This window comes from Acinetobacter sp. CIP 101934 (genome assembly GCF_000369585.1).
Lineage (GTDB): Bacteria > Pseudomonadota > Gammaproteobacteria > Pseudomonadales > Moraxellaceae > Acinetobacter > Acinetobacter schindleri.
This window is the reverse complement of the sequence record NZ_KB850094.1, coordinates 781,826-803,014: the sequence shown is the minus strand read 5'-3', so window position 1 is coordinate 803,014 and position 21,189 is coordinate 781,826. Positions and strand designations below refer to the sequence as shown.

Annotated in this window: 21 protein-coding genes, 2 tRNA genes, 2 rRNA genes and 2 other annotated features; of the genes, 12 read left to right on the top strand and 13 right to left on the bottom strand. The window is 44.7% G+C overall.

Annotated elements, in window-relative coordinates:
- Positions 1-110: 110 nt before the first annotated feature.
- The 5 genes from F899_RS04270 to F899_RS04250 form a co-directional block, all read right to left on the bottom strand.
- Positions 111-932 carry a class I SAM-dependent methyltransferase gene (locus F899_RS04270; protein WP_004811263.1) on the bottom strand — a complete coding sequence of 274 codons (822 nt, stop codon included), beginning with the start codon at positions 930-932 and terminating at the stop codon, positions 111-113.
- Positions 926-1,750 carry an undecaprenyl-diphosphate phosphatase gene (locus F899_RS04265; protein ID WP_005221045.1) on the bottom strand — a complete coding sequence of 275 codons (825 nt, stop codon included), beginning with the start codon at positions 1,748-1,750 and terminating at the stop codon, positions 926-928. Before F899_RS04265 ends, F899_RS04270 begins: the two co-directional genes overlap by 7 nt.
- A 16-nt stretch (positions 1,751-1,766) precedes the next feature.
- Positions 1,767-2,432, bottom strand: a complete 666-nt coding sequence (gene tsaB / locus F899_RS04260; protein ID WP_005221044.1) for a tRNA (adenosine(37)-N6)-threonylcarbamoyltransferase complex dimerization subunit type 1 TsaB — start codon at positions 2,430-2,432, stop codon at positions 1,767-1,769.
- 135 nt (positions 2,433-2,567) lie between these two features.
- A complete protein-coding gene (locus F899_RS04255) occupies positions 2,568-3,098 on the bottom strand; it encodes a gamma carbonic anhydrase family protein (RefSeq protein WP_005221043.1) in 531 nt (176 codons plus the stop codon).
- A 15-nt stretch (positions 3,099-3,113) separates the two neighbouring features.
- Positions 3,114-3,728 (bottom strand): NUDIX hydrolase, encoded by a 615-nt coding sequence (locus F899_RS04250; protein WP_005221042.1) that lies wholly within the window; start codon positions 3,726-3,728, stop codon positions 3,114-3,116.
- 124 nt (positions 3,729-3,852) lie between these two features.
- Between F899_RS04250 and F899_RS04245 the strand changes: the two genes are divergently transcribed.
- Positions 3,853-4,401, top strand: coding sequence for an NUDIX hydrolase (locus F899_RS04245; protein ID WP_103800242.1), 549 nt, complete (start codon positions 3,853-3,855; stop codon positions 4,399-4,401).
- A gap of 91 nt (positions 4,402-4,492) precedes the next feature.
- Here the strand turns inward: F899_RS04245 and F899_RS04240 are convergent, their stop codons facing one another.
- Positions 4,493-5,323: a lysophospholipid acyltransferase family protein gene (locus tag F899_RS04240; RefSeq protein WP_026056800.1), complete on the bottom strand. Its 831-nt coding sequence runs from the start codon at positions 5,321-5,323 to the stop codon at positions 4,493-4,495.
- Between the two features lie 187 nt (positions 5,324-5,510).
- Here F899_RS04240 and F899_RS15905 point away from each other — a divergent pair, with 187 nt between their 5' ends.
- From F899_RS15905 to F899_RS04215, 6 genes are all read left to right on the top strand, one after another.
- Entirely contained in the window at positions 5,511-5,642 is a 132-nt protein-coding gene (locus F899_RS15905) for a hypothetical protein (protein WP_004811279.1), read from the top strand.
- A gap of 91 nt (positions 5,643-5,733) precedes the next feature.
- Positions 5,734-7,074, top strand: a complete 1,341-nt coding sequence (hflX, locus tag F899_RS04235) for a ribosome rescue GTPase HflX (protein WP_004811281.1) — start codon at positions 5,734-5,736, stop codon at positions 7,072-7,074.
- 32 nt (positions 7,075-7,106) lie between these two features.
- The gene (locus F899_RS04230; protein ID WP_004811284.1) at positions 7,107-7,478 is read left to right on the top strand and encodes a hypothetical protein; all 372 of its coding nucleotides are present in this window, start codon (positions 7,107-7,109) and stop codon (positions 7,476-7,478) included.
- Positions 7,479-7,487: 9 nt separating this feature from the next.
- On the top strand, positions 7,488-8,162 hold the full coding sequence (locus F899_RS04225) for an LrgB family protein (protein ID WP_004811286.1): 675 nt from the start codon (positions 7,488-7,490) through the stop codon (positions 8,160-8,162).
- 530 nt (positions 8,163-8,692) lie between these two features.
- The gene (locus F899_RS04220) at positions 8,693-9,130 is read left to right on the top strand and encodes a hypothetical protein (RefSeq protein ID WP_004811288.1); all 438 of its coding nucleotides are present in this window, start codon (positions 8,693-8,695) and stop codon (positions 9,128-9,130) included.
- Between the two features lie 69 nt (positions 9,131-9,199).
- Positions 9,200-9,649, top strand: coding sequence for a DUF2147 domain-containing protein (locus tag F899_RS04215; protein ID WP_004893219.1), 450 nt, complete (start codon positions 9,200-9,202; stop codon positions 9,647-9,649).
- Between the two features lie 61 nt (positions 9,650-9,710).
- Here the strand turns inward: F899_RS04215 and F899_RS04210 are convergent, their stop codons facing one another.
- From F899_RS04210 to pdxA, 3 genes are read right to left on the bottom strand one after another with little or no spacing between them, the layout of a single operon-like run.
- Positions 9,711-10,556 carry a symmetrical bis(5'-nucleosyl)-tetraphosphatase gene (locus F899_RS04210; RefSeq protein WP_004811294.1) on the bottom strand — a complete coding sequence of 282 codons (846 nt, stop codon included), beginning with the start codon at positions 10,554-10,556 and terminating at the stop codon, positions 9,711-9,713.
- A gap of 5 nt (positions 10,557-10,561) precedes the next feature.
- Positions 10,562-11,374, bottom strand: coding sequence for a 16S rRNA (adenine(1518)-N(6)/adenine(1519)-N(6))-dimethyltransferase RsmA (gene rsmA / locus F899_RS04205; protein WP_004811295.1), 813 nt, complete (start codon positions 11,372-11,374; stop codon positions 10,562-10,564).
- 30 nt (positions 11,375-11,404) lie between these two features.
- Complete coding sequence (pdxA, locus tag F899_RS04200) at positions 11,405-12,373, bottom strand: 4-hydroxythreonine-4-phosphate dehydrogenase PdxA (protein WP_005221040.1); 969 nt, start codon at positions 12,371-12,373, stop codon at positions 11,405-11,407.
- Positions 12,374-12,675: 302 nt separating this feature from the next.
- On the opposite strand from pdxA, the gene rplM reads away from it, so the two are divergent.
- From rplM to F899_RS04175, 5 genes are all read left to right on the top strand, one after another.
- On the top strand, positions 12,676-13,104 hold the full coding sequence (rplM, locus tag F899_RS04195; RefSeq protein WP_004811299.1) for a 50S ribosomal protein L13: 429 nt from the start codon (positions 12,676-12,678) through the stop codon (positions 13,102-13,104).
- Between the two features lie 12 nt (positions 13,105-13,116).
- A complete protein-coding gene (gene rpsI, locus F899_RS04190; protein ID WP_004811301.1) occupies positions 13,117-13,503 on the top strand; it encodes a 30S ribosomal protein S9 in 387 nt (128 codons plus the stop codon).
- 334 nt (positions 13,504-13,837) lie between these two features.
- Positions 13,838-14,488 (top strand): glutathione S-transferase N-terminal domain-containing protein, encoded by a 651-nt coding sequence (locus F899_RS04185; protein ID WP_005221039.1) that lies wholly within the window; start codon positions 13,838-13,840, stop codon positions 14,486-14,488.
- A 13-nt stretch (positions 14,489-14,501) separates the two neighbouring features.
- On the top strand, positions 14,502-14,930 hold the full coding sequence (locus F899_RS04180) for a ClpXP protease specificity-enhancing factor (protein ID WP_004811307.1): 429 nt from the start codon (positions 14,502-14,504) through the stop codon (positions 14,928-14,930).
- A 19-nt stretch (positions 14,931-14,949) separates the two neighbouring features.
- Complete coding sequence (locus F899_RS04175; RefSeq protein ID WP_004811309.1) at positions 14,950-15,603, top strand: hypothetical protein; 654 nt, start codon at positions 14,950-14,952, stop codon at positions 15,601-15,603.
- Between the two features lie 487 nt (positions 15,604-16,090).
- Here the strand turns inward: F899_RS04175 and rrf are convergent.
- The 4 genes from rrf to F899_RS04155 form a co-directional block, all read right to left on the bottom strand.
- A 5S ribosomal RNA gene (rrf, locus tag F899_RS04170) occupies positions 16,091-16,205 on the bottom strand.
- A gap of 207 nt (positions 16,206-16,412) precedes the next feature.
- Positions 16,413-19,306: ribosomal RNA gene (locus F899_RS04165) — 23S ribosomal RNA — on the bottom strand.
- A 380-nt stretch (positions 19,307-19,686) separates the two neighbouring features.
- A tRNA-Ala gene (locus tag F899_RS04160) sits at positions 19,687-19,762 on the bottom strand.
- A 68-nt stretch (positions 19,763-19,830) separates the two neighbouring features.
- A tRNA-Ile gene (locus F899_RS04155) sits at positions 19,831-19,907 on the bottom strand.
- A 74-nt stretch (positions 19,908-19,981) separates the two neighbouring features.
- Positions 19,982-20,955 (bottom strand) — a sequence feature (most likely nonfunctional fraction of RNA operon).
- Between the two features lie 11 nt (positions 20,956-20,966).
- Positions 20,967-21,109, bottom strand: a sequence feature (16S ribosomal RNA rRNA prediction is too short).
- Between the last annotated feature and the right edge of the window lie 80 nt (positions 21,110-21,189).

Below are 21,189 nucleotides of genomic sequence, written 5' to 3'. Positions count from 1 at the left end.
GAGATCAAGTGGCTCGCTAATTCGCAGAATAAGTTTATGCTTGATAGGACTTTTATCAATGCTATTTTTAACTATATAACAAATCCTTGGCGAATTTTGAAGCAATTATCTTATTCAGCTACAAGATCATGCTGAAAATACGCATCAAAGCGACAAGCATCCCCTTGCCATTGATGATCGGGTGCTTTATCAGCCAGAAAAACGGCAAGACGCGGACGCTTCACCACCACCCGTTTAGCAATTTTCTGTGCCAGTTCCAGCAGGTTATCACCAAGGTCCATTTCACCATCTTCAGGCAAGAGCATATGCAATAGCTGCATCTGTTTTTTTACCTGTGCCTGTTTCTTGGGTGCCTGCTGATTCTGGTCACGCTGCGGGAACATCGGATCCAGATAAACGACATCCACCACGGCGTTTTCTGCTGCCTGCTGGATTAAATAGTCAGCAGAATCAGAGAAGACCAGATGAATACGTGATACAACCGGATTCAGAAAAGTATCATTCTGTGCACGCGCATGGGTATCTTCCAGTAAGGTAAACAGAATCGGATGACGTTCGACCAGAGTGACATGCGCACCAAGATGTGCCATCAACAGGCTGTCATGACCAAGACCGGCAGTCGCATCAATCAGGGTCGGCTTTTCACTCAGGTTACAAGCACGTGCAATCATTTCCGACTTCAATGAAGCACGTTTTAAACGCCCCACTTCCGCTTTCCAGTCCGGTTGCATTTTCATGCCATTGGCAGATAGCCATAAACCGTCCGCATCAACACACAGCGCCAGCTCGGGAGTCAGGCGAAAGAAACGCGCATTGAGTTTTTCCACGGTTTCAATCTGAACCTGTACACCACGAGAAGAAAGCACAGCCTCAAAGTGCTGTGCTTTCTCGATATATGCAGCTTCGGTGTATAAGCGAATCTCGCTTACCATAATGTCCAGCCTGTGTATGCAAACAATAAAATGAGCAGGCCGGATACAATACGGTACCAGGCAAAAATCATGAAATCACGCTTCGCGACATAAGCGACTAACGCACGGATCAATAACAATGCTGAAATAAAGGAGACTAAAAGACCAACAGTAAGTACCACCCAGTCCTGAGTCCCACTAAACACGTCATAGCTCTGGTATAAGTCTAACAGGCCTGCACCGACAATTACCGGGATACCCAGAAAGAAGGAAAACTCAGTCGCTGCCTTACGTGATACTCCCAGGAACATCGCCCCGATAATGGTAGCACCAGAACGTGAAGTACCTGGAATCAGCGATAACACCTGAATCAGACCAATCCAGATAGCATCTTTAATGGTCAGGTCTTCAACTTCTTGGGCACGGACTTGAGGTGGATTCTTTTCAATCCAGATAATGATCAGACCACCGACAATCAAGCCAATCGCAATTGCAATATTGTTGAATAACAATTCTTTTACAGTCTGACCAAAAGTCAGCCCGATAAGTATGATTGGAATCGAAGCCAAAATCAGACCAATACCGAGACGGCGTCCTTGTGGTTCACCACTGACAATCCCGGTGGCGGCTCCCGACAGACGTGTCCAGTATTCATAAATTACTGCTGCGATTGCCCCCATCTGAATGGCAATCACGAAAACATCACTCTTTTCCTTGGTCCAGAAGTTCATTAATTCTGAAGCCAGAATCAAATGCCCTGTACTGGAAATCGGTAAGAACTCAGTAATACCCTCAACAATACCCATGATTGCCGCTTTCAGCAGCAGTAATAGATCCATGCTTAATCCTGATTAATTATGCTTTGCCTTGTTCTGGAATTTTTTTCCATGCGTTATCGCGTAAATAGACCGGTAGTGCCAATTCAGCACTGACCCAATTTTCTGATGCTGCTGCCACACGCGCTATCGTGGCAATATCCTGTGCAGTCGCAGTAACATTCTTGTATTCAGTCTCTTCTGATTGAACCAGATGAGCACCTGAGCCGACTACAGCAAATTTTACTGTGGCACTGCCCTGTTCATAACCAAGCAACTGTTCTTCATCTACTGGCTGCATAATGCCTTGAGCATCCAGCTGATAGCTGGCGATATAAACTTCATTCATACGTGCATCGAGTACCGCAGTCACTTCTGACAGACCGTGCAAACGGTATGCCGCTTGTGCCAAGGCCTGTAAGGTCGAAACGGGTACTACAGGCAGGTCATTCGACCAGGCCAAAGCTTGTGTTACCGCGGCATTAATACGTACACCGCTAAATGAACCCGGTCCACGACTAAATGCAATCGCCGTCAAATCAGAAACCGCCAAGCTTAAATCTTTTAGAGCCTGCTCGATCATTGGGAGAATTGTTTGCGTTTGTGCCTTTGCGCGCGCATCAAGTTGGAAAAATAATTCTTGAGTGTCATCAATCACAGAAACGGAACACTGCTCATTGGCAGTTTCCAATGCCAGCACTTTCATGCACAACCTTAATTCAGAGAATATAAAAAACGCGGATATGATACTCCACTCATATCCGCTACGCGAGATTTTCCCGAAACAGATACAAAAAAACCTGGCCATCGCCAGGTCAATAAATACAGGTAGAAGAGTTGCTTAAAGCTCAACCTGTTCCAGTTGCTGGAACTTCTGAAAATGGTTGGCATAATGCAGTGCGCTCATTTTCAGCTTTTGTACAGTATCTTCATCTAGGGTTTTTATCACTTTGCCCGGCGATCCCATCACCACAGAATTGTCCGGAATCACTTTGCCTTCCGGAATCAGCGCATTCGCGCCAATGATACAGTTTTTACCAATCACGGCATTATTGAGAATTACAGCCTGAATCCCGATCAGGCTATTATCACCAATGGTACAGCCATGCAGCATGGCTTGGTGACCAATCGTCACATAATCACCAATATGCATTTCAATCCCCGCATCAGTATGCAGTACGGCATTTTCCTGTACATTGGTATAGTCCCCAAGATGGATTTTGCTGTTATCACCACGCACCACGGCGCCAAACCAGATACTGACCTGTCTGCCCAATTTAACCTGACCAATCACGGTCGCTGTGGGTGCGACCCAACCATCCCATGGTTGTTGCAGCGCTTTTGGAGAATGCCCCTGAAATTTGTACAACATGCCTGAATATCCTCTTCAGTCCTGAAAGAATTTTGATCGTTTAAAAGCTGGTGAATTAAGTAAGAATGGCCAGTCTTTTTTATAGTCGAGGCCATACTGAAATAAAGAAATCAGCATACGCGCAGTCAGCCCCCAGACCACTTCATTTTCCACGCGCATACTCGGGAAATATAAAGACTGCTGGGCAAAGCGTACTTCATAAGGTGTGGGTTTGGTTTCAAGTAAATGCCGCAGTGAGGCAAAGAAAATCCGGTCAATTTCAGTGGGCTGTGGAACCAACTGAACTTTTGGTGGAATCAGTCCGACAATCGGTTTTACCAGCATGCCATTTCGTGCCTTTTGCATGGGCAGATCACCAATGAGCTGCACATCAAAAGGATTTAGTGCGGTTTCCTCATAGGCTTCGCGTAGCGCTACGACGATATTGCTGGTGTCCTGCGGATCACGCTTACCACCCGGAAAAGAAACCTCACCGGCATGATTGGACAGATAAGCCGAACGGCGGGTGAGTAAGACCTTGGGATTCGACTCATCCGTAATCGCAATTAACACGGCAGCATGCGCTGGCTGAATCCGCCTGGAAAAGCGCAAACGTTGCTGTAATCTGTGTGTTAAATCGCGTTCATCCATCCACGCCTTCCTCATTCTCATTATGATTTCATCATAGCTGATTTTTGATTCCTGAGGATAGAATTGATGCCAAATTTCAATTTTTCAGTTATCCTGAGTCTACTTTTTGTCATTGATGATGAATATGAACTTCTGTACGGCCTGTGGACATAAGACAACTGAAAAAATACCTTTAGGTGATCAAAAACTTCGTCATGTCTGCAGCTCCTGTGGTTTTATTCATTATATTAATCCAAAGATTATTTGCGGATCCCTAGTGGTCTGGGAAGACAAAGTACTGCTATGCCGACGCGCGATTGAACCCCGTTATGGCCTGTGGACCTTACCTGCCGGCTATATGGAGCTGTTTGAGACCATGGAACAAGGGGCAGCACGTGAAACCCGTGAAGAAGCCGAAGCTGAAGTGGAAATCGAACAGCTGTACTGCATGTACAATATTCCACGGATCGGTCAGATTTATGTGCTGTTTAAAACTCAACTGGTGGAAGGCAAATTTGGTGCTGGTGAAGAAACCATTGAATCACGCCTGTTTGACGAAGCGGATATTCCTTGGGCAGAGCTGGCATTCCCGAGTGTAGAAAGAACCTTACGTCATTATTTTGAAGACCGTAAAAATAATGTTTTCCCGATGCATCTTGAAACCCTAGGTTCACGTCTGGATCACACCGGTTAAAACAACAAACTACTGAATGCTACATATAAAAAAAATGAGCGCCAATAAACGCTCATTTTAGTTTTTTGGAAAATGATTCTGTTTATTTTACCTATGAAACTGATGCAGTAACTTCCAAGGGTGTTTTCAGGACTTTATTCTGTAAATACTTCAGACCTTCATTCATCTTTTCCTGCACCAACGGCGTCAGCGTATCCACCGTATGACCTTCTGTAGAAATGCCCGGTAATGCCATTAAGTGTGCCGTGACATTTGGCATCTCTAACACTTTACGTACATGCTCAGCGAAACCGACCTGACCAATAAAAGGCGCGACCGTATCTAGCTCCCCCTGCTGATTGACATAACAAATCAGGCAAATCTGTACCGGGCGCTTTGCTTCAATCGCCGCCCCCAGAATCCTGCCATGGACCTTCTTAATTGCACGTCCATCTGAAGTGGTGGCTTCAGGGAAAAACAGCACTGGAATGTCCTGTTTTAAAAATCCGGTAATCTGCTCACGGATCCGGACTGAATCTCCCGACCCACGCTTGATAAATAAAGTTCCCCCGCCCTTCGCCAGTTTGCCAAGCAGCGGCCACTGTTCAATCTCGGCTTTAGCCAGGAAAAATACCCGTGCACTAGAACCGAGTACTGCAATATCCAGCCAGGACACATGATTACTTACCCAAAGGGCGGGTTCTCGTGGAATAGTGCCATGTACCTGCACTTCAATATTAAATACCTTGCATAGCTGACGACAGAAATACTGCACATATCGCGTGTTATGTGGATTATTCGGATTCTTGTATAAACCGTGTCGGTAAACTAGATAGAACCCTTCACTCACCGCTGCGACAGAGGCAACCATTTTTCTGCTATAGAGCAAAAATTTTGCTAAACCACGAATTTCAGATGTTTCATTATTTATAGTCGAGTGCATACAAGGATCACTATTTCCAGGTCGATTCAGGTCATCATCTTCACGTATCTTTACCATTCTATACTGTTCATTCTGAACATGCATTGATTATAAAAACCGTTCAGACGGATTAAATTTTGCAATTTTTATTCAATTAAACGATGAATTATTATATTTCCATTGAATGAGTAAATTATGGAGTTTTATCATGCAGCAAGATCCAAAGGTTACGCTTGAAACCCTTCAACTCACACAAGCACTGAAATACATTTTTGTGGCAACCGCATTTTATGCGGCTGTTTTAGTCGGCCTGGCGCAATTTTTTGTTGCTGCACTCTAACCCAAAACTCACAGAGCAATGCTACCTGTCCCTGTCTTTTTCCACTAAAATGAATTCTATTAAAAAAATTTTTAAGTAGAGTGTGGACTGAGTGGAATATTTTGAACAGCATCGTGCCAAAGATCGTGTCATTCTGGTCAGTGTGACCGTGCAGATGCTGGAGGATCTGGATGCAGAAGAATTTCACCTGTTGGCCAGTTCAGCAGGGGCAGAAATTCTTGAGCATATGCATGCTCAGCGTTTAAGACCCGATCCTAAATATTTTATCGGCTCCGGCAAGGCTGAGGAAATTGCAGAAAAAGTTGAAGCTCTTGAAGCTGATCTGGTGATTTTTGATCATACCCTGACCCCTGCGCAGGCACGTAACCTTGAACGCGTTGTTAAATGCCGGGTGGTCGACCGTACTGAACTCATTCTGGATATTTTCGCGCTGCGCGCCCGTACTTATGAAGGTAAATTACAGGTCGAACTGGCCCAGTTACAGCATCTTTCTTCTCGCCTGATTCGTAGTCGTGGTAATCTGGATAGCCAGAAAGGGGGTATTGGTTTACGTGGTCCTGGTGAAACTTTACTGGAAACTGACCGACGTTTGCTGCGCGTACGGATGGGGCAACTGAAAGCTCGACTGGATAAAGTCCGTCAAACCCGGATGCAAGGTCGTGTAGCCCGTCAGAAAGCTGCTGTACCTACCATTTCTCTGGTTGGTTATACCAACGCCGGTAAATCTACCCTGTTTAATATTCTTGCAGATAGCGATGTTTATGCAGCTGACCAGCTGTTTGCCACTCTGGATCCGACCTTGCGCCGTCTGGACTGGGAAGGCATTGGCACTGTAGTACTGGCAGATACGGTAGGATTCGTACGTAACCTGTCTCACTCACTGGTAGAATCTTTTAAAGCGACTTTGGAAGAAACCTTAGAAGCCACCCTGTTGCTGCACGTGATTGATTCCAGCAGTCCGGAAATTCTGGAACAGATTGATGCAGTAGAAAGTGTGCTCAAGGAAATTGGGGCTAATGTTCCAGTACTTCGTGTCTATAATAAAATTGACCAAAGCGGTGAAGAAGCCAAGATTATCTATCACAAACCCAATCAGCCAGAACGGGTGTATGTGTCTGCTCACACTGGAGAAGGGATTGACCTGCTACGTAAGGCGGTACATGAAGCGTTGATGGGAGAACTGCAAAAGTTTGAACTTAAGTTACAGCCTGCACATGGCAAACTGCGTAATCAACTTTATGATCTGAATGTGATTCAGTCCGAGCATTATGACGAGCAAGGTCAGCTGCATTTGCAGGTCAGTATTGCTCCACAGAAACTGGCACAGATCATTCGCCAGGCACATCTCTCCCTAGAAGATATTTTGGGTGAGCAAGCAGTTCAGTTTCAACGGCCACTTGAAGAATTTGAAATACCGCGTAAGATCGACTAAAACTCGATAAATCAAATTAAATAGACTCTAAAATGAACTGGATTAAGCATATAGATTGGCCAGCATGGATCGGCACGCTGCTTCTGATTATTGTCTTTCGGGAAGCAGCAGTATGGATCATGACCCAGTTAGAGCACCCTGAGTTAGGCAATCTGGTCGGTTTGATCAGCCTGCTCATCGTCCTGTTTAGCTGGCGTCGCTGGAGCAAAATTCCTGCCCGACTGGTGGATACCAATAACAAGATTATGAAAGAAAGTGCATTTGCATTTTTACCTGTCAGCGCCGGCTCATTGATGATGCTGGTGCATATGGGACATAAAATTCCAGCCTTTCTGCTGATTCTGTTTGTTAGTACGCTCATTCCATTATGGGTCTATGCAAAAATGGCCAAGCGCTGGCTTTAGGAGATCATTATGTTATCTGTACTCTATGGTTTCCTGATCACGCTAGTGGCCTATCTTGCGGCTAAACCATGTAACCGTGTGATTCCTAAAATTCCGGTCATTGTCTTTGGCATGTTCTTTGTGCTGGCTATTCTGTTTGTACTGGGTGTTCCTTATGAACATTATACGGAAGACACCAATCCCCTGTTTAACCGTCTTTTAGGTTATGTTACGGTGGCCTTGGCAATTCCTCTGGCAGCGATGCGCTATGATGACCTGCCATTAAAAGGTGTGATTGGAATTCTGATCTTCGCCAGTATCAGTGCAGTTGCCCTGCCCATGGGACTCGCTTATCTGTTACATATGGCAGCCGGTGACATCATGGCCTTTGCCACTCGTGCAGTTACTACCCCAATTGCGATTAATATCGCGACTTTACTGGATGCACCAATTAGCCTGGTGATTCTGATTGTAATTCTGTCTGGTGTCATTGGGGCTGCGTTTTCCCCTCTCATTCTGCGTCATATCAATGACGAACGTGCTTCTGGTCTTGCACTGGGCCTTGCCGCTCATGCGATTGGCACAGCACAAGCCTGGCAGCGTGGTAGTGTTGCAGGTCGATACGCAGCATTTGGTATGGCAGTGAATGCTGTCTTTACGGCCCTCTGGCTACCGACTTTTATTCTATATCTTCAGAATCTTTAATCTGACCACATCGTCATTTTTAGATGACTATATCTATTTTATTATAGTCATCTTATTCTTATATCGATTTAGATAAAAATATGAACTATTAAATTCTAATGACAAATTAGTCACTTCATAAATTCATTTAAGTTTCATACCAGTAATTAAATTGACCTAAATGACAGATTTTAACTTAGTAATTTTATATATTTATAATCTTTTCAAGCGTTTTAATATGACTAAATTCCCCTATTTTCGACTTGGCTACACGCTGTCTCTTTGGTCAGTTATTTTAAATATTTTTCTCTCACTTTCCTATACATCATTCAATATGGGTTAAAAATCACGTTTCCACCCACAAGAATATTGTTATAATCTTTAAGACTTAAGTATGAATCTCTGCCTATATTCAACTTGCATTTTTTTATATAAGGTTGTATGAATAATAAACATACAGATTTTTTTAATCTTTGTGTATTAAAACTTCATATACAGCAAGAGTGAAGCAAATCAAATGGATATTTGATTTTGAAATACAAGGAAATTGAATGAAAACAATGAGTGTTTTCAGGACATCTGGTGTTGCTTTAAACCCAATTTCTTGTGGAGAGAATTGGATAAATATTTGGCAGCAGATGCATGACAAGACAGATCCGGCCATGATCCTGATTAAATCGGCGAAATATAATAGAGGTGGCTTATCTAGAAATTTAGGCAACTCATTATCCCACCCACTTTTTGGTAATAAGCCAAGAAAACAAGGTGCTGATCATTTGCCCTCCACTCAGTACTCATTTGAAATACTGGAGCCAGAAGCCTTCAACAAATTGAAATTCACTGCATTACATCATGCTGGAAACGCTACGCTGCAATCAGCATCCGATATACATATTCATGACCTGATTAATCAGGTCGCTGTCGATGGAAATTCCTTAAATTTATATGACCATACTCAAGTTTCGGTCATGGGACTTAAACACAACTGAATTCTTAGTGCAGACTGATCAAAAAATAACTAGTGACTGTCTGTAACAAACCACATGGGGATGATTAATATGAAAAAATCTAAAATCGCAATGATGCTAATGGGTGCATGTATGACTGTGTCAGCTTTTGCACAGGATTTGACCGGCACTTGGCAACAAATTGATGATAAAACTGGCTCCCCTAAAGCCATTATTGAAATTCGTCAAGAAAATAACGGTACCTACGTGGGTAAAATCGTGAAAGTAACGCCTCGCCCTGGTTATACCCCACAAAAAAGCTGTAACAACTGCCCGGCACCGTATACCAATCAACCGATTCTAGGCATGGATGTACTTACCGGCTTAAAACAAGTAGGTAAAGCCAATAACTATGATAAGGGTCGGATCATCGATCCACTGACCGGCAAAGTTTATGATGCCAAAGCTCGCCTGAATGCGACTGGCAAGCGTCTCACCTTACGTGGCTATATCGGTGTATCGGCATTAGGCCGTAGTCAGACCTGGATTCGTCAGGATTAATTTACATTATTTCTGCTATAAAAAAGCCACGTTGAAACGTGGCTTTTTAGTTCTGGATATCTTAAAGCACGGGATTATGAACCGCGAACATCTGCTGGTCTTCTAATCGATAAGCCAGCAACTGATTGCCCCAAACACAGCCACCATCGACATTTTGAACATGTTCGGAAATCGTCTTACCCTGTAATCCTGCCCAATGCCCGAAGATAATTTGATGCGTCTTGGCAGCTTTCGACTCAAACTCAAACCAGGGTCTGAAGCCTTCTGGCATTGGATCATTCAGAGAGTCTTTAAAACTGTATTCTAAACGTCCTTCTATATCGGTTAAACGCATCCGCGTCAGGTAATTCACGATACAACGTATACGCTCATGACCCTCTAACTCATCTGACCAGAGTGCTGGCTCTTTGCCAAACATGTCGCTCAGGAACGCATCCATGACTTCAAAATCATCATGACCTATGACTGCTTCTACTTCTTTAGCTAACTCAGCAGTCTTGGCAACATCCCAAAGTTTAGGAATACCGGCATGCGTGAGCACTGTCTGTTCATTCGGGAACAGACACATAGGCTGTTTCCGCAGCCAGTCAATCAGATCATCACTGTCGATGGCATCAATCACATCACGGACATTGTCCTTGTCTTTAATCGGCTTAATGCCGCGTGCATAAGCCAATAAAGTCAAATCATGGTTGCCCAGCACTGTTGCAGCGACACCATTATCGACCAACTTTTTAATGAAGCGCAACGCGCCCAGCGAGTTTTCACCCCGAGCGACCAGGTCACCCGCAAACCAGATAAAATCCTGATCCGGATCAAAGCGGATTTCTTTCAGTAATGCCTTCAAGGCCTCAAAACAGCCTTGCACATCACCAATCACATAATTGTATCGAACAGTGCGAGTCATTCTTTTTAAGCTACCATTTGATCAGATAAAGCCACAAATTGAGCAAGTGTCAGAGTCTCTGGACGTGCCATTGGGTCTACACCTGCCTTTTCAAAACCATCTTCAACCAACATGCCTTTCAGACTATTACGCAAAGTTTTACGGCGCTGGGTAAATACGTGGGATACCAGACGTGCCAAAGCTTTTTCATTTTTCGCCACGATCGGTTTAACGTCATAGGGTTCTAAACGGAATACCGCAGAAGTCACTTTTGGCGGCGGATTAAACGAACCTGGTGGCACTTCAAACAAGAATGTCGGTTTGCAGTAATACTGAATCATCACCGACAAACGGCCATATTCTTTGGTGTTCGGTGAAGCGGTAATACGATCGACTACTTCTTTTTGCAGCATGAAGTGCATGTCTTTAACTTTGTCACCGAATTCCAAGAGATGGAACAATAATGGTGTCGAAATGTTATATGGCAGATTACCAACTACACGTAATGGACGACCTTCTTTAAATAAATTGGTGAAGTCGTACTTCAATGCATCTGTTTCAACAATCGTTAAACGCTCAGGATGCGGAACACGACCCGGCAAACCTGCAGCCAAGTCACGATCAAGCTCCAGAACGGTTAAAGCATCACATTCACCAATCAAAGGTGAAGTTAAAGCGGCCAGACCTGGACCAATTTCAACAATATTTTCGCCTGCACGCGGATTGACTGAACGGACAATTTTGGCAATGACACGTTGGTCATGTAAGAAGTTTTGACCAAAACGCTTACGCGTGTGATGCCCTTCATCTTTCGGGTTTAAGGCATTAATCTGATACATAGACATTTCCAACGTGTAATAAAGACAAGATCACTGACGCGCTAAATCCAGCGCCAAATCCACAGCGACATGTAAGCTAGAGCTTTTCGCAAGGCCTGTACCTGCGAGGGAGAGTGCTGTGCCATGATCAACAGAAGTTCGGATAAACGGTAAGCCCAAAGTAATATTGATGGCTTCACCAAAGCCTTGCGATTTTAACACAGGTAAGCCCTGATCGTGATACATCGCCAGAACAGCATCCGCATCTTTTAAGTTTTCCGGGGTAAATAAAGTATCGGCAGGCAGGCTCAAACTCATATTGATGCCTTGAGCACGATAGCTTTCCAGTACTGGATTAATCACCTCAATCTCTTCCATCCCCAAATAACCGCCCTCGCCTGCATGCGGATTTAAACCACAGACCAGAATCTTTGGCTGTTCGATTTTAAATTTGGATTGTAAATCATGAATGAGAATATTAATGACTTGATGCAGACGCTCAGGCGTAATTGCATCCGCGACTGCCCGTAACGGAAGATGCGTTGTTGCTAAAGCGACACGTAAGGTTTTAGTTGCCAGCATCATCACGACACGAGCCACACCGGCAAATTCCTGATAATATTCAGTATGCCCACTGAAATGGATTCCGGCATCATTAATGACTGACTTTTGCACTGGTGCTGTTGCCACACCAACACTTTTCCCGGTCATGGCATAGTCAGCTGAACGACGTAATTGTTCCAATACATAAGCAGCGTTATGGCTATTGAGCTCACCCAATATCACTTGTTGTTTTAAAGGTACATGCTCGACATAGAGCTGACCTTCTTCAGAAGAAGACTCTTGTCCCTTATATTCAATCAGCTCTATTGCCAGATTTAGTTGCTGGGCACGCTGACCCAACATTTCCAGATCCGCAAGTACCACAATCGGACGCTCATCAACCCGATTTGCCAGACTCAAGCAGATATCAGGACCAATTCCGGCAGGTTCACCGGTGGTGACATATAAAGGCAGCATCTTCTTCTCTATTCACTAAGGCCTTCAATAGTATAGCCTGTTTCAAACAGGCTTGCGTGCAGCGATCTGTACAGTGTTCTGGACTGTTGTGATTCTCAGAGAAATCTGCGTTACAAATCTCGCCAGTTATTTTTATGCATTCTGCTTAATTTTTCTTCCCTTATGCTCGTAGATTATATAAAATACAGCGCTTGAAATTTTTAATTTTCATTTGTGATTCTTCACGTATTCGTTTAGAATCTCGTCTCCTTTTGTTTGGACAGATTCCACCGTCCAAACCAACTATAATAGGTAGTGGTTTAATGAAAACTCTCAGCGCTAAGCCAGCTGAAGTTCAACACGACTGGTACGTTGTTGATGCTTCTGGCAAAACTCTAGGCCGTCTTGCGACGGAAATCGCTCGTCGTTTACGCGGTAAGCACAAAACTTCTTATACTCCTCACGTTGACACTGGCGATTACATCGTTGTTATTAATGCTGAGCAAGTTCAAGTGACTGGTAAAAAATCACTTGATAAGAAATACTATCGCCATACTGGTTTCCCTGGTGGTATCCGTGAAACTAACTTCGAAAAATTAGTTGCACACAAACCAGAAGAGATCTTCCAACGCGCTGTTAAAGGCATGTTGCCAAAAGGTCCTCTTGGTTATGCAATGATCAAGAAAATGAAAGTGTACGCTGGTACTGAGCATCCTCACACAGCTCAACAGCCACAAGTTTTGGACATCTAAGGGATACAGCACATGGCTACAAACTATGGTACAGGTCGCCGTAAGACCGCAACTGCACGTGTTTTCCTATCTGCTGGTACTGGTAAACTCGTAATTAACAACCGTTCTTTAGAACAATACTTCGGTCGTGAGACTGCTCGTATGGTTGTTAACCAACCGTTAGAACTTCTTGAAGCAACTAACAAATATGACCTTTACATCACTGTTGCTGGTGGTGGTATCGGTGGTCAAGCAGGCGCTATCCGTCACGGTATTACTCGTGCATTGATCGCTGCTGACGAAACACTTAAACCTGCTCTTCGTCAAGCTGGTTTCGTTACTCGTGATGCTCGTGAAGTTGAACGTAAGAAACTTGGTTTACGTAAAGCTCGTAAACGTCCTCAATTCTCTAAACGTTAATTCGTTTACCGAATCGGAAAAAAAACCCTGGTTTATTCCAGGGTTTTTTTATGACTTTAAATTTACCACTGAATAGAATTGTATATATTATTGTTCATGAACATCTTTACCCCACACCCCTTCATGACACCAGAAGGACTTGGTCAGATAATAGTTGGCTATACCTATAATCACAAACACTATGATTAAACCTAAATTCATGATCATCTTGTTCTGCTCCTTTCATTTTTTCTTATAATCTACCCTGTCAAAAGCCAATTGGTCTTTTATGCTTCGTGCTTTTTAGGTTGATTTTTAGTATCCTATTCTACTCACTAAAATTTGCTCAGGATTTATGTCAGTCGAAAGCGCGCCACTTCAAGGAATCACCTTATATAGCCATGCCGATGACTTTCGTTCCCATTGGATTCGCTACGTTCTTACCGAAAAACAAATTAAATATCATTTAATCTTGGTCGATAGTGACGATGAGGACTTGGCCAGTCTAAATCCTTATAATCAGCTACCGATGCTGATTGAAAATGATCTGAAATTATTTATTAGCCAGATTATTTCTGAATATATTGATGATCGCTATCGTCAGAACAAGCTCTATGCCGATGCACCGATGCCGCGAGCCGAGCAACGCCAATATCTATGGCGCTTCGAACATGACTGGCTTAAACTGGCCGATATCATGCTCAAACACCCGGATTCTTTAGATCCCGCTGCGAAAGCTCAGGCGCAAAAACAGCTTCGCGATATTCTGGTATCCCTGATGCCACTATTTCAGCACTTTCCCTATTTCATGTCAGAGCAGTTCAGTATCTTGGACTGCATGCTTGCGCCGATGTTTATCCGTTTGCACAATATGGGTGTAGAATTACCTAAACAGCAATGCCGCCCATTCTATCTGTATTGCCAGCGAATCTTTAGCCGTCCTGCTTTTATCAAATCAATGACGTTGCAGGAAAAGAACCGCTACGCTGCCCAGTTATCAAATTAATCGAGTACTCATTATGTCTGAACAGGAATTCAACCTCACGCCTACACGTCCTTATATGTCTCGTGCGATTTATGAATGGATCTGTGATAACAATATGACACCATACCTGTTGGTTGATGCTACGCGTCCAAATACCATGGTTCCAGAACAGTTTATTAAAGATGGCCAGATCATTCTAAATATCGTACCGCACGCCGTACATGCGCTACATATGAGCAATGACGCGATTACATTCTCAGCACGTTTCGGTGGTGTATCACGTGATATTTATGTACCAATGGCTGCGGTACTGGGTATCTATGCACGTGAAAATGGTCAGGGACTATTCTTTGATCCAAATGAATATGAGCATACACAAACTGAAGAAGATGCTTTAAAATCAAACATTGAAGAAGAACCTGAAACACCAAAGAAAAAACCAAGCCTCAGGTTATTAGATTAAATAAGAACGGAGTAAGTGAATGGCTTTTGATTTAGTACAATATTTTGTTGAACAGATAGAAACTCAAAAGCCTGAGCTTCTAAGTCAGTATCCAAAGCAGGAACGTCGTGCATACATTGCCGAAATCAGTGCGCTGACTTTAGGTAAGCTGGTTAGTGAATGGAAGCTTAATCCGAATAAGATCTATAATGAAATTAATCATCCTGATGAACTATATATTCAGGAAATTGCCCGTCATCTGAGTACACTTAAATCCAATCAGTCTACTCTTTCTCGTGAAGTACAAGAAGCTAATATTTATGAGATTTTCAAACTTCAGCTCATAGAGCTTAAACAGCTACATGATACCGGCAATCATAATCTGAACAGTATTCAGGAACTGTTATATGGTCAGATCGAGCATCTTTCTGGTCAAGCAGATGATTGGGTTTGGACAACAAATAATCTGTTAGAACTGAAAGGCTCTAAACCAATGCCACAAGAAGAGCTATCATTGGAGGCAACGATGAAGGAGTTTAATCAGATGGTCAGCCAAAACAATCAGTCCCTAGAACATGACGTTGAAGATGTGGTTGTAGTCAATGCGCCAACTTGGGCAAAAATTGCAGAGCCTGTAGTGGCGATTGTGATCCTATGGGTACTTCTAGATCAGGTTATGAAAGTGTTTGCTTAAATTATCCATCTAATAAAAAACCAGCTTTGAGCTGGTTTTTTATTTCTATGTAAACATACAGCATATGACTAGAAATAATATTTATATGTAAATCTTTAATCCTTTATGAAATATACACCGTAAATATCAATGCACTTCATATAAGGCGTTTGAGTCCATACAGCTACAAGTCTATCTACCGATAGCTCGCAAAACGTTCTATTACCACTAGGGTGGTAGGTAAAACAAAGTTATTCACCTTCCACCCGTCCTCCTAGGCACTGTAGGTACGTATTTAATAGCGATACAGCACTTAGCATCAGCTAAAAAAACTACCAAAATCAATTACAGGGAATCCATCCTAGAAGATAGCAACCACTATGAATTTATATAGTGTGCAGATTTTCTGCTATGGGTTTAGATTAAAAATCAATATTTAGATACTTTCTTAAATCCTAGACATAAAAAAACACCCCCTGTCATTTGACAGGGGGTGTTTAGAATAATGAGCTGGCGATGACTTACTCTCACATGGGAAACCCCACACTACCATCAGCGCTAAGAGGTTTCACTTCTGAGTTCGGGAAGGGATCAGGTGGTTCACTCTTGCTATGGTCGCCAGCACAACTGTTTATGACTTTGCGTTTGGTCTTATTTAGATGCCAATGCTTGGTCAAATCTTGCACTCGTTCAAAACAGTGTTTTGAACATCGTTCATTAATAGAAATATCTGAGTTGCAGTAGTTTGTTCTTTAGCGTTCACTAAATCAAGCTGTTTTGCTTAATATCGAATCAATTGAGCTTTTATACAACAACTGTTTGGGTGTTGTATAGTCAAGCCTCACGAGCAATTAGTATTGGTCAGCTTCATGTATCGCTACACTTCCACATCCAACCTATCAACGTCGTAGTCTTCAACGGCTCTTTAGGTGACATAAAGTCACAGGGAAATCTTATCTTGAGGTAGGCTTCCCGCTTAGATGCTTTCAGCGGTTATCCCTTCCGAACATAGCTACCCGGCGATGCGACTGGCGTCACAACCGGTACACCAGAGGTTCGTCCACTCTGGTCCTCTCGTACTAGGAGCAGATCCTCTCAAATTTCCAGCGCCCACGGTAGATAGGGACCGAACTGTCTCACGACGTTCTAAACCCAGCTCGCGTACCTCTTTAAATGGCGAACAGCCATACCCTTGGGACCTGCTTCAGCCCCAGGATGAGATGAGCCGACATCGAGGTGCCAAACACCGCCGTCGATATGAACTCTTGGGCGGTATCAGCCTGTTATCCCCAGAGTACCTTTTATCCGTTGAGCGATGGCCCTTCCATACAGAACCACCGGATCACTAAGACCTACTTTCGTACCTGCTCGACTTGTGGGTCTCGCAGTTAAGCGCGCTTTTGCCTTTATACTCTACGCGTGATTTCCGACCACGCTGAGCGCACCTTCGTACTCCTCCGTTACTCTTTAGGAGGAGACCGCCCCAGTCAAACTACCCACCAGACATGGTCCTCGTCCCGGATAACGGGACAGAGTTAGAACCTCAATATTACCAGGGTGGTATTTCAAGGACGGCTCCATGGCAACTAGCGTCGCCACTTCAAAGCCTCCCACCTATCCTACACAAGTAAGATCAAAGTTCAATGTCAAGCTGCAGTAAAGGTTCACGGGGTCTTTCCGTCTAGCCGCGGGTACACCGCATCTTCACGGCGATTTCGATTTCACTGAGCCTCTGCTGGAGACAGCGCCCCCATCATTATGCCATTCGTGCAGGTCGGAACTTACCCGACAAGGAATTTCGCTACCTTAGGACCGTTATAGTTACGGCCGCCGTTTACTGGGGCTTCGATCAATAGCTTCGCTTGCGCTAACCACATCAATTAACCTTCCAGCACCGGGCAGGCATCACACCCTATACGTCCACTTTCGTGTTTGCAGAGTGCTATGTTTTTAATAAACAGTTGCAGGGGCCTGGTTTCTGAGGCTGCCAACAGCTCAAGGAGCAAGTCCTATCACCGCCGGCAGCGTACCTTCTCCCGAAGTTACGGTACCATTTTGCCTAGTTCCTTCAGCAGAGTTCTCTCAAGCGCTTTGGTCTACTCGACCTGACCACCTGTGTCGGTTTCGGGTACGATTCCTGTTTAACTGAAGCTTAGAGACTTTTCCTGGAAGTATGGTATCAGCCACTTCACTGTACAAGTACAGCTTGCTATCAGTTCTCAGCATAGAGTACCCCGGATTTGCCTAAGATACATGCCTACAACCTTCCACCTGGACAACCAACGCCAGGCTGACTTAACCTTCTCCGTCCTCTCATCGCATTAAACAGAAGTATTGGAATATTAACCAATTTCCCATCGACTACGCCTCTCGGCCTCGCCTTAGGGGTCGACTCACCCAGCCCCGATTAACGTTGGACTGGAACCCTTGGTCTTTCAGCGAGCGGGTTTTTCACCCGCTTTGTCGTTACTCACGTCAGCATTCGCACTTCTGATACCTCCAGCAGACTTCTCAATCCACCTTCATCGGCTTACAGAACGCTCCCCTACCACTTGCAATAAATTGCAAATCCGCAGCTTCGGCATATAGTTTTAGCCCCGTTACATCTTCCGCGCAGGCCGACTCGACTAGTGAGCTATTACGCTTTCTTTAAAGGGTGGCTGCTTCTAAGCCAACCTCCTAGCTGTCTATGCCTTCCCACATCGTTTCCCACTTAACTATAATTTAGGGGCCTTAGCTGGCGGTCTGGATTGTTTTCCTCTTGACTACGGACGTTAGCACCCGCAGTCTGTCTCCCGGATAGTACTCATTGGTATTCGGAGTTTGCATCGGTTTGGTAAGTCGGGATGACCCCCTAGCCGAAACAGTGCTCTACCCCCAATGGTATTCGTCCGAGGCGCTACCTAAATAGCTTTCGGGGAGAACCAGCTATCACCGAGTTTGATTAGCCTTTCACCCCTATCCACAAGTCATCCCCTGGCTTTTCAACGACAGTGGGTTCGGTCCTCCAGTCAGTGTTACCTAACCTTCAACCTGCTCATGGATAGATCACCCGGTTTCGGGTCTATACCCAGCAACTAAACGCCCTATTAAGACTCGGTTTCCCTACGGCTCCCCTATACGGTTAACCTCGCTACTGAATATAAGTCGCTGACCCATTATACAAAAGGTACGCAGTCACCGCATGACGTGGCTCCCACTGCTTGTATGCATGCGGTTTCAGGATCTATTTCACTCCCCTCACAGGGGTTCTTTTCGCCTTTCCCTCACGGTACTGGTTCACTATCGGTCAGTCAGGAGTATTTAGCCTTGGAGGATGGTCCCCCCATATTCAGACAAGGTTTCACGTGCCTCGCCCTACTCGACATCATCATATCAGCCCTTTCGTGTACAGGACTATCACCCACTATGGTTGCACTTCCCAGAGCATTCCACTAAAACTGATATGACTTAATGGGCTGTTCCCCGTTCGCTCGCCGCTACTGAGGGAATCTCAATTGATTTCTTTTCCTAGAGGTACTGAGATGTTTCACTTCCCTCCGTTCGCCTCGCATGACTATGTATTCATCATACGATACCTGGCTTATACCAGGTGGGTTTCCCCATTCAGACATCTCCGGATCACAGGATATTTGCCGCCTCCCCGGAGCTTTTCGCAGGCTATCACGTCTTTCTTCGCCTCTGACTGCCAAGGCATCCACCACATGCACTTAATTACTTGACTATACAACCCCAAACAGTCGTTAACCCTTACAAGTTAGGTTAGCAACAGATTATGATGATAAATCATCACTCTCATACAGTTGGCGTCTTGTGCATTTAAGCACCGTACAGCTTCAATTAGATTCATATACCAAAACGCTTGATTCAGTTTAATCGCTAGAACTCATTTCTTGTAGTTGCCTACTTGAAACGAGTTTGAACAAATTATTTCAACTCAAATATATTCTGTTAATGATTCACTGTATCCTCGTCGGACTACAGTCAACTGTGATAAATCACAGAGCTTAATAACAATGCCGCGCATTATACGCAACTTAATCACTAAGCTCTATAAGCTATCAAACCGTTTGCTTAATGTTTAACTCATTGCATCGCAATGAGTGGTGGAGACTAGGAGAGTCGAACTCCTGACCTCCTGCGTGCAAAGCAGGCGCTCTACCAACTAAGCTAAGTCCCCAGCTTATCATATAGGATTCAATGTTCTGATTTTCTGCTTTACTCTGCAATTGCTTGCTTCGTCAGTAGTGGTGGGTCTGACAAGACTTGAACTTGTGACCCCACGCTTATCAAGCGTGTGCTCTAACCAACTGAGCTACAGACCCTCAGATACATCGTCATGAAGAACAACTTGTTGTGGATTCTTACCAATCGTCAATCTTTCGTTAAGGAGGTGATCCAGCCGCAGGTTCCCCTACGGCTACCTTGTTACGACTTCACCCCAGTCATCTGCCACACCGTGGTAAGCGTCCTCCTTGCGGTTAGACTACCTACTTCTGGTGCAACAAACTCCCATGGTGTGACGGGCGGTGTGTACAAGGCCCGGGAACGTATTCACCGCGGCATTCTGATCCGCGATTACTAGCGATTCCGACTTCACGCAGTCGAGTTGCAGACTGCGATCCGGACTACGATCGGCTTTTTGAGATTAGCATCCTCTCGCGAGGTAGCAACCCTTTGTACCGACCATTGTAGCACGTGTGTAGCCCTGGCCGTAAGGGCCATGATGACTTGACGTCGTCCCCGCCTTCCTCCAGTTTGTCACTGGCAGTATCCTTAAAGTTCCCGGCATGACCCGCTGGCAAATAAGGAAAAGGGTTGCGCTCGTTGCGGGACTTAACCCAACATCTCACGACACGAGCTGACGACAGCCATGCAGCACCTGTATCTAAGTTCCCGAAGGCACCAATCCATCTCTGGAAAGTTCTTAGTATGTCAAGGCCAGGTAAGGTTCTTCGCGTTGCATCGAATTAAACCACATGCTCCACCGCTTGTGCGGGCCCCCGTCAATTCATTTGAGTTTTAGTCTTGCGACCGTACTCCCCAGGCGGTCTACTTATCGCGTTAGCTGCGCCACTAAAGCCTCAAAGGCCCCAACGGCTAGTAGACATCGTTTACGGCATGGACTACCAGGGTATCTAATCCTGTTTGCTCCCCATGCTTTCGTACCTCAGCGTCAGTATTAGGCCAGATGGCTGCCTTCGCCATCGGTATTCCTCCAGATCTCTACGCATTTCACCGCTACACCTGGAATTCTACCATCCTCTCCCATACTCTAGCTTTCCAGTATCGAATGCAATTCCTAAGTTAAGCTCAGGGATTTCACATCCGACTTAAAAAGCCGCCTACGCACGCTTTACGCCCAGTAAATCCGATTAACGCTCGCACCCTCTGTATTACCGCGGCTGCTGGCACAGAGTTAGCCGGTGCTTATTCTGCGAGTAACGTCCACTCACTTTAGGTATTAACTAAAGGAGCCTCCTCCTCGCTTAAAGTGCTTTACAACCAAAAGGCCTTCTTCACACACGCGGCATGGCTGGATCAGGCTTCCGCCCATTGTCCAATATTCCCCACTGCTGCCTCCCGTAGGAGTCTGGGCCGTGTCTC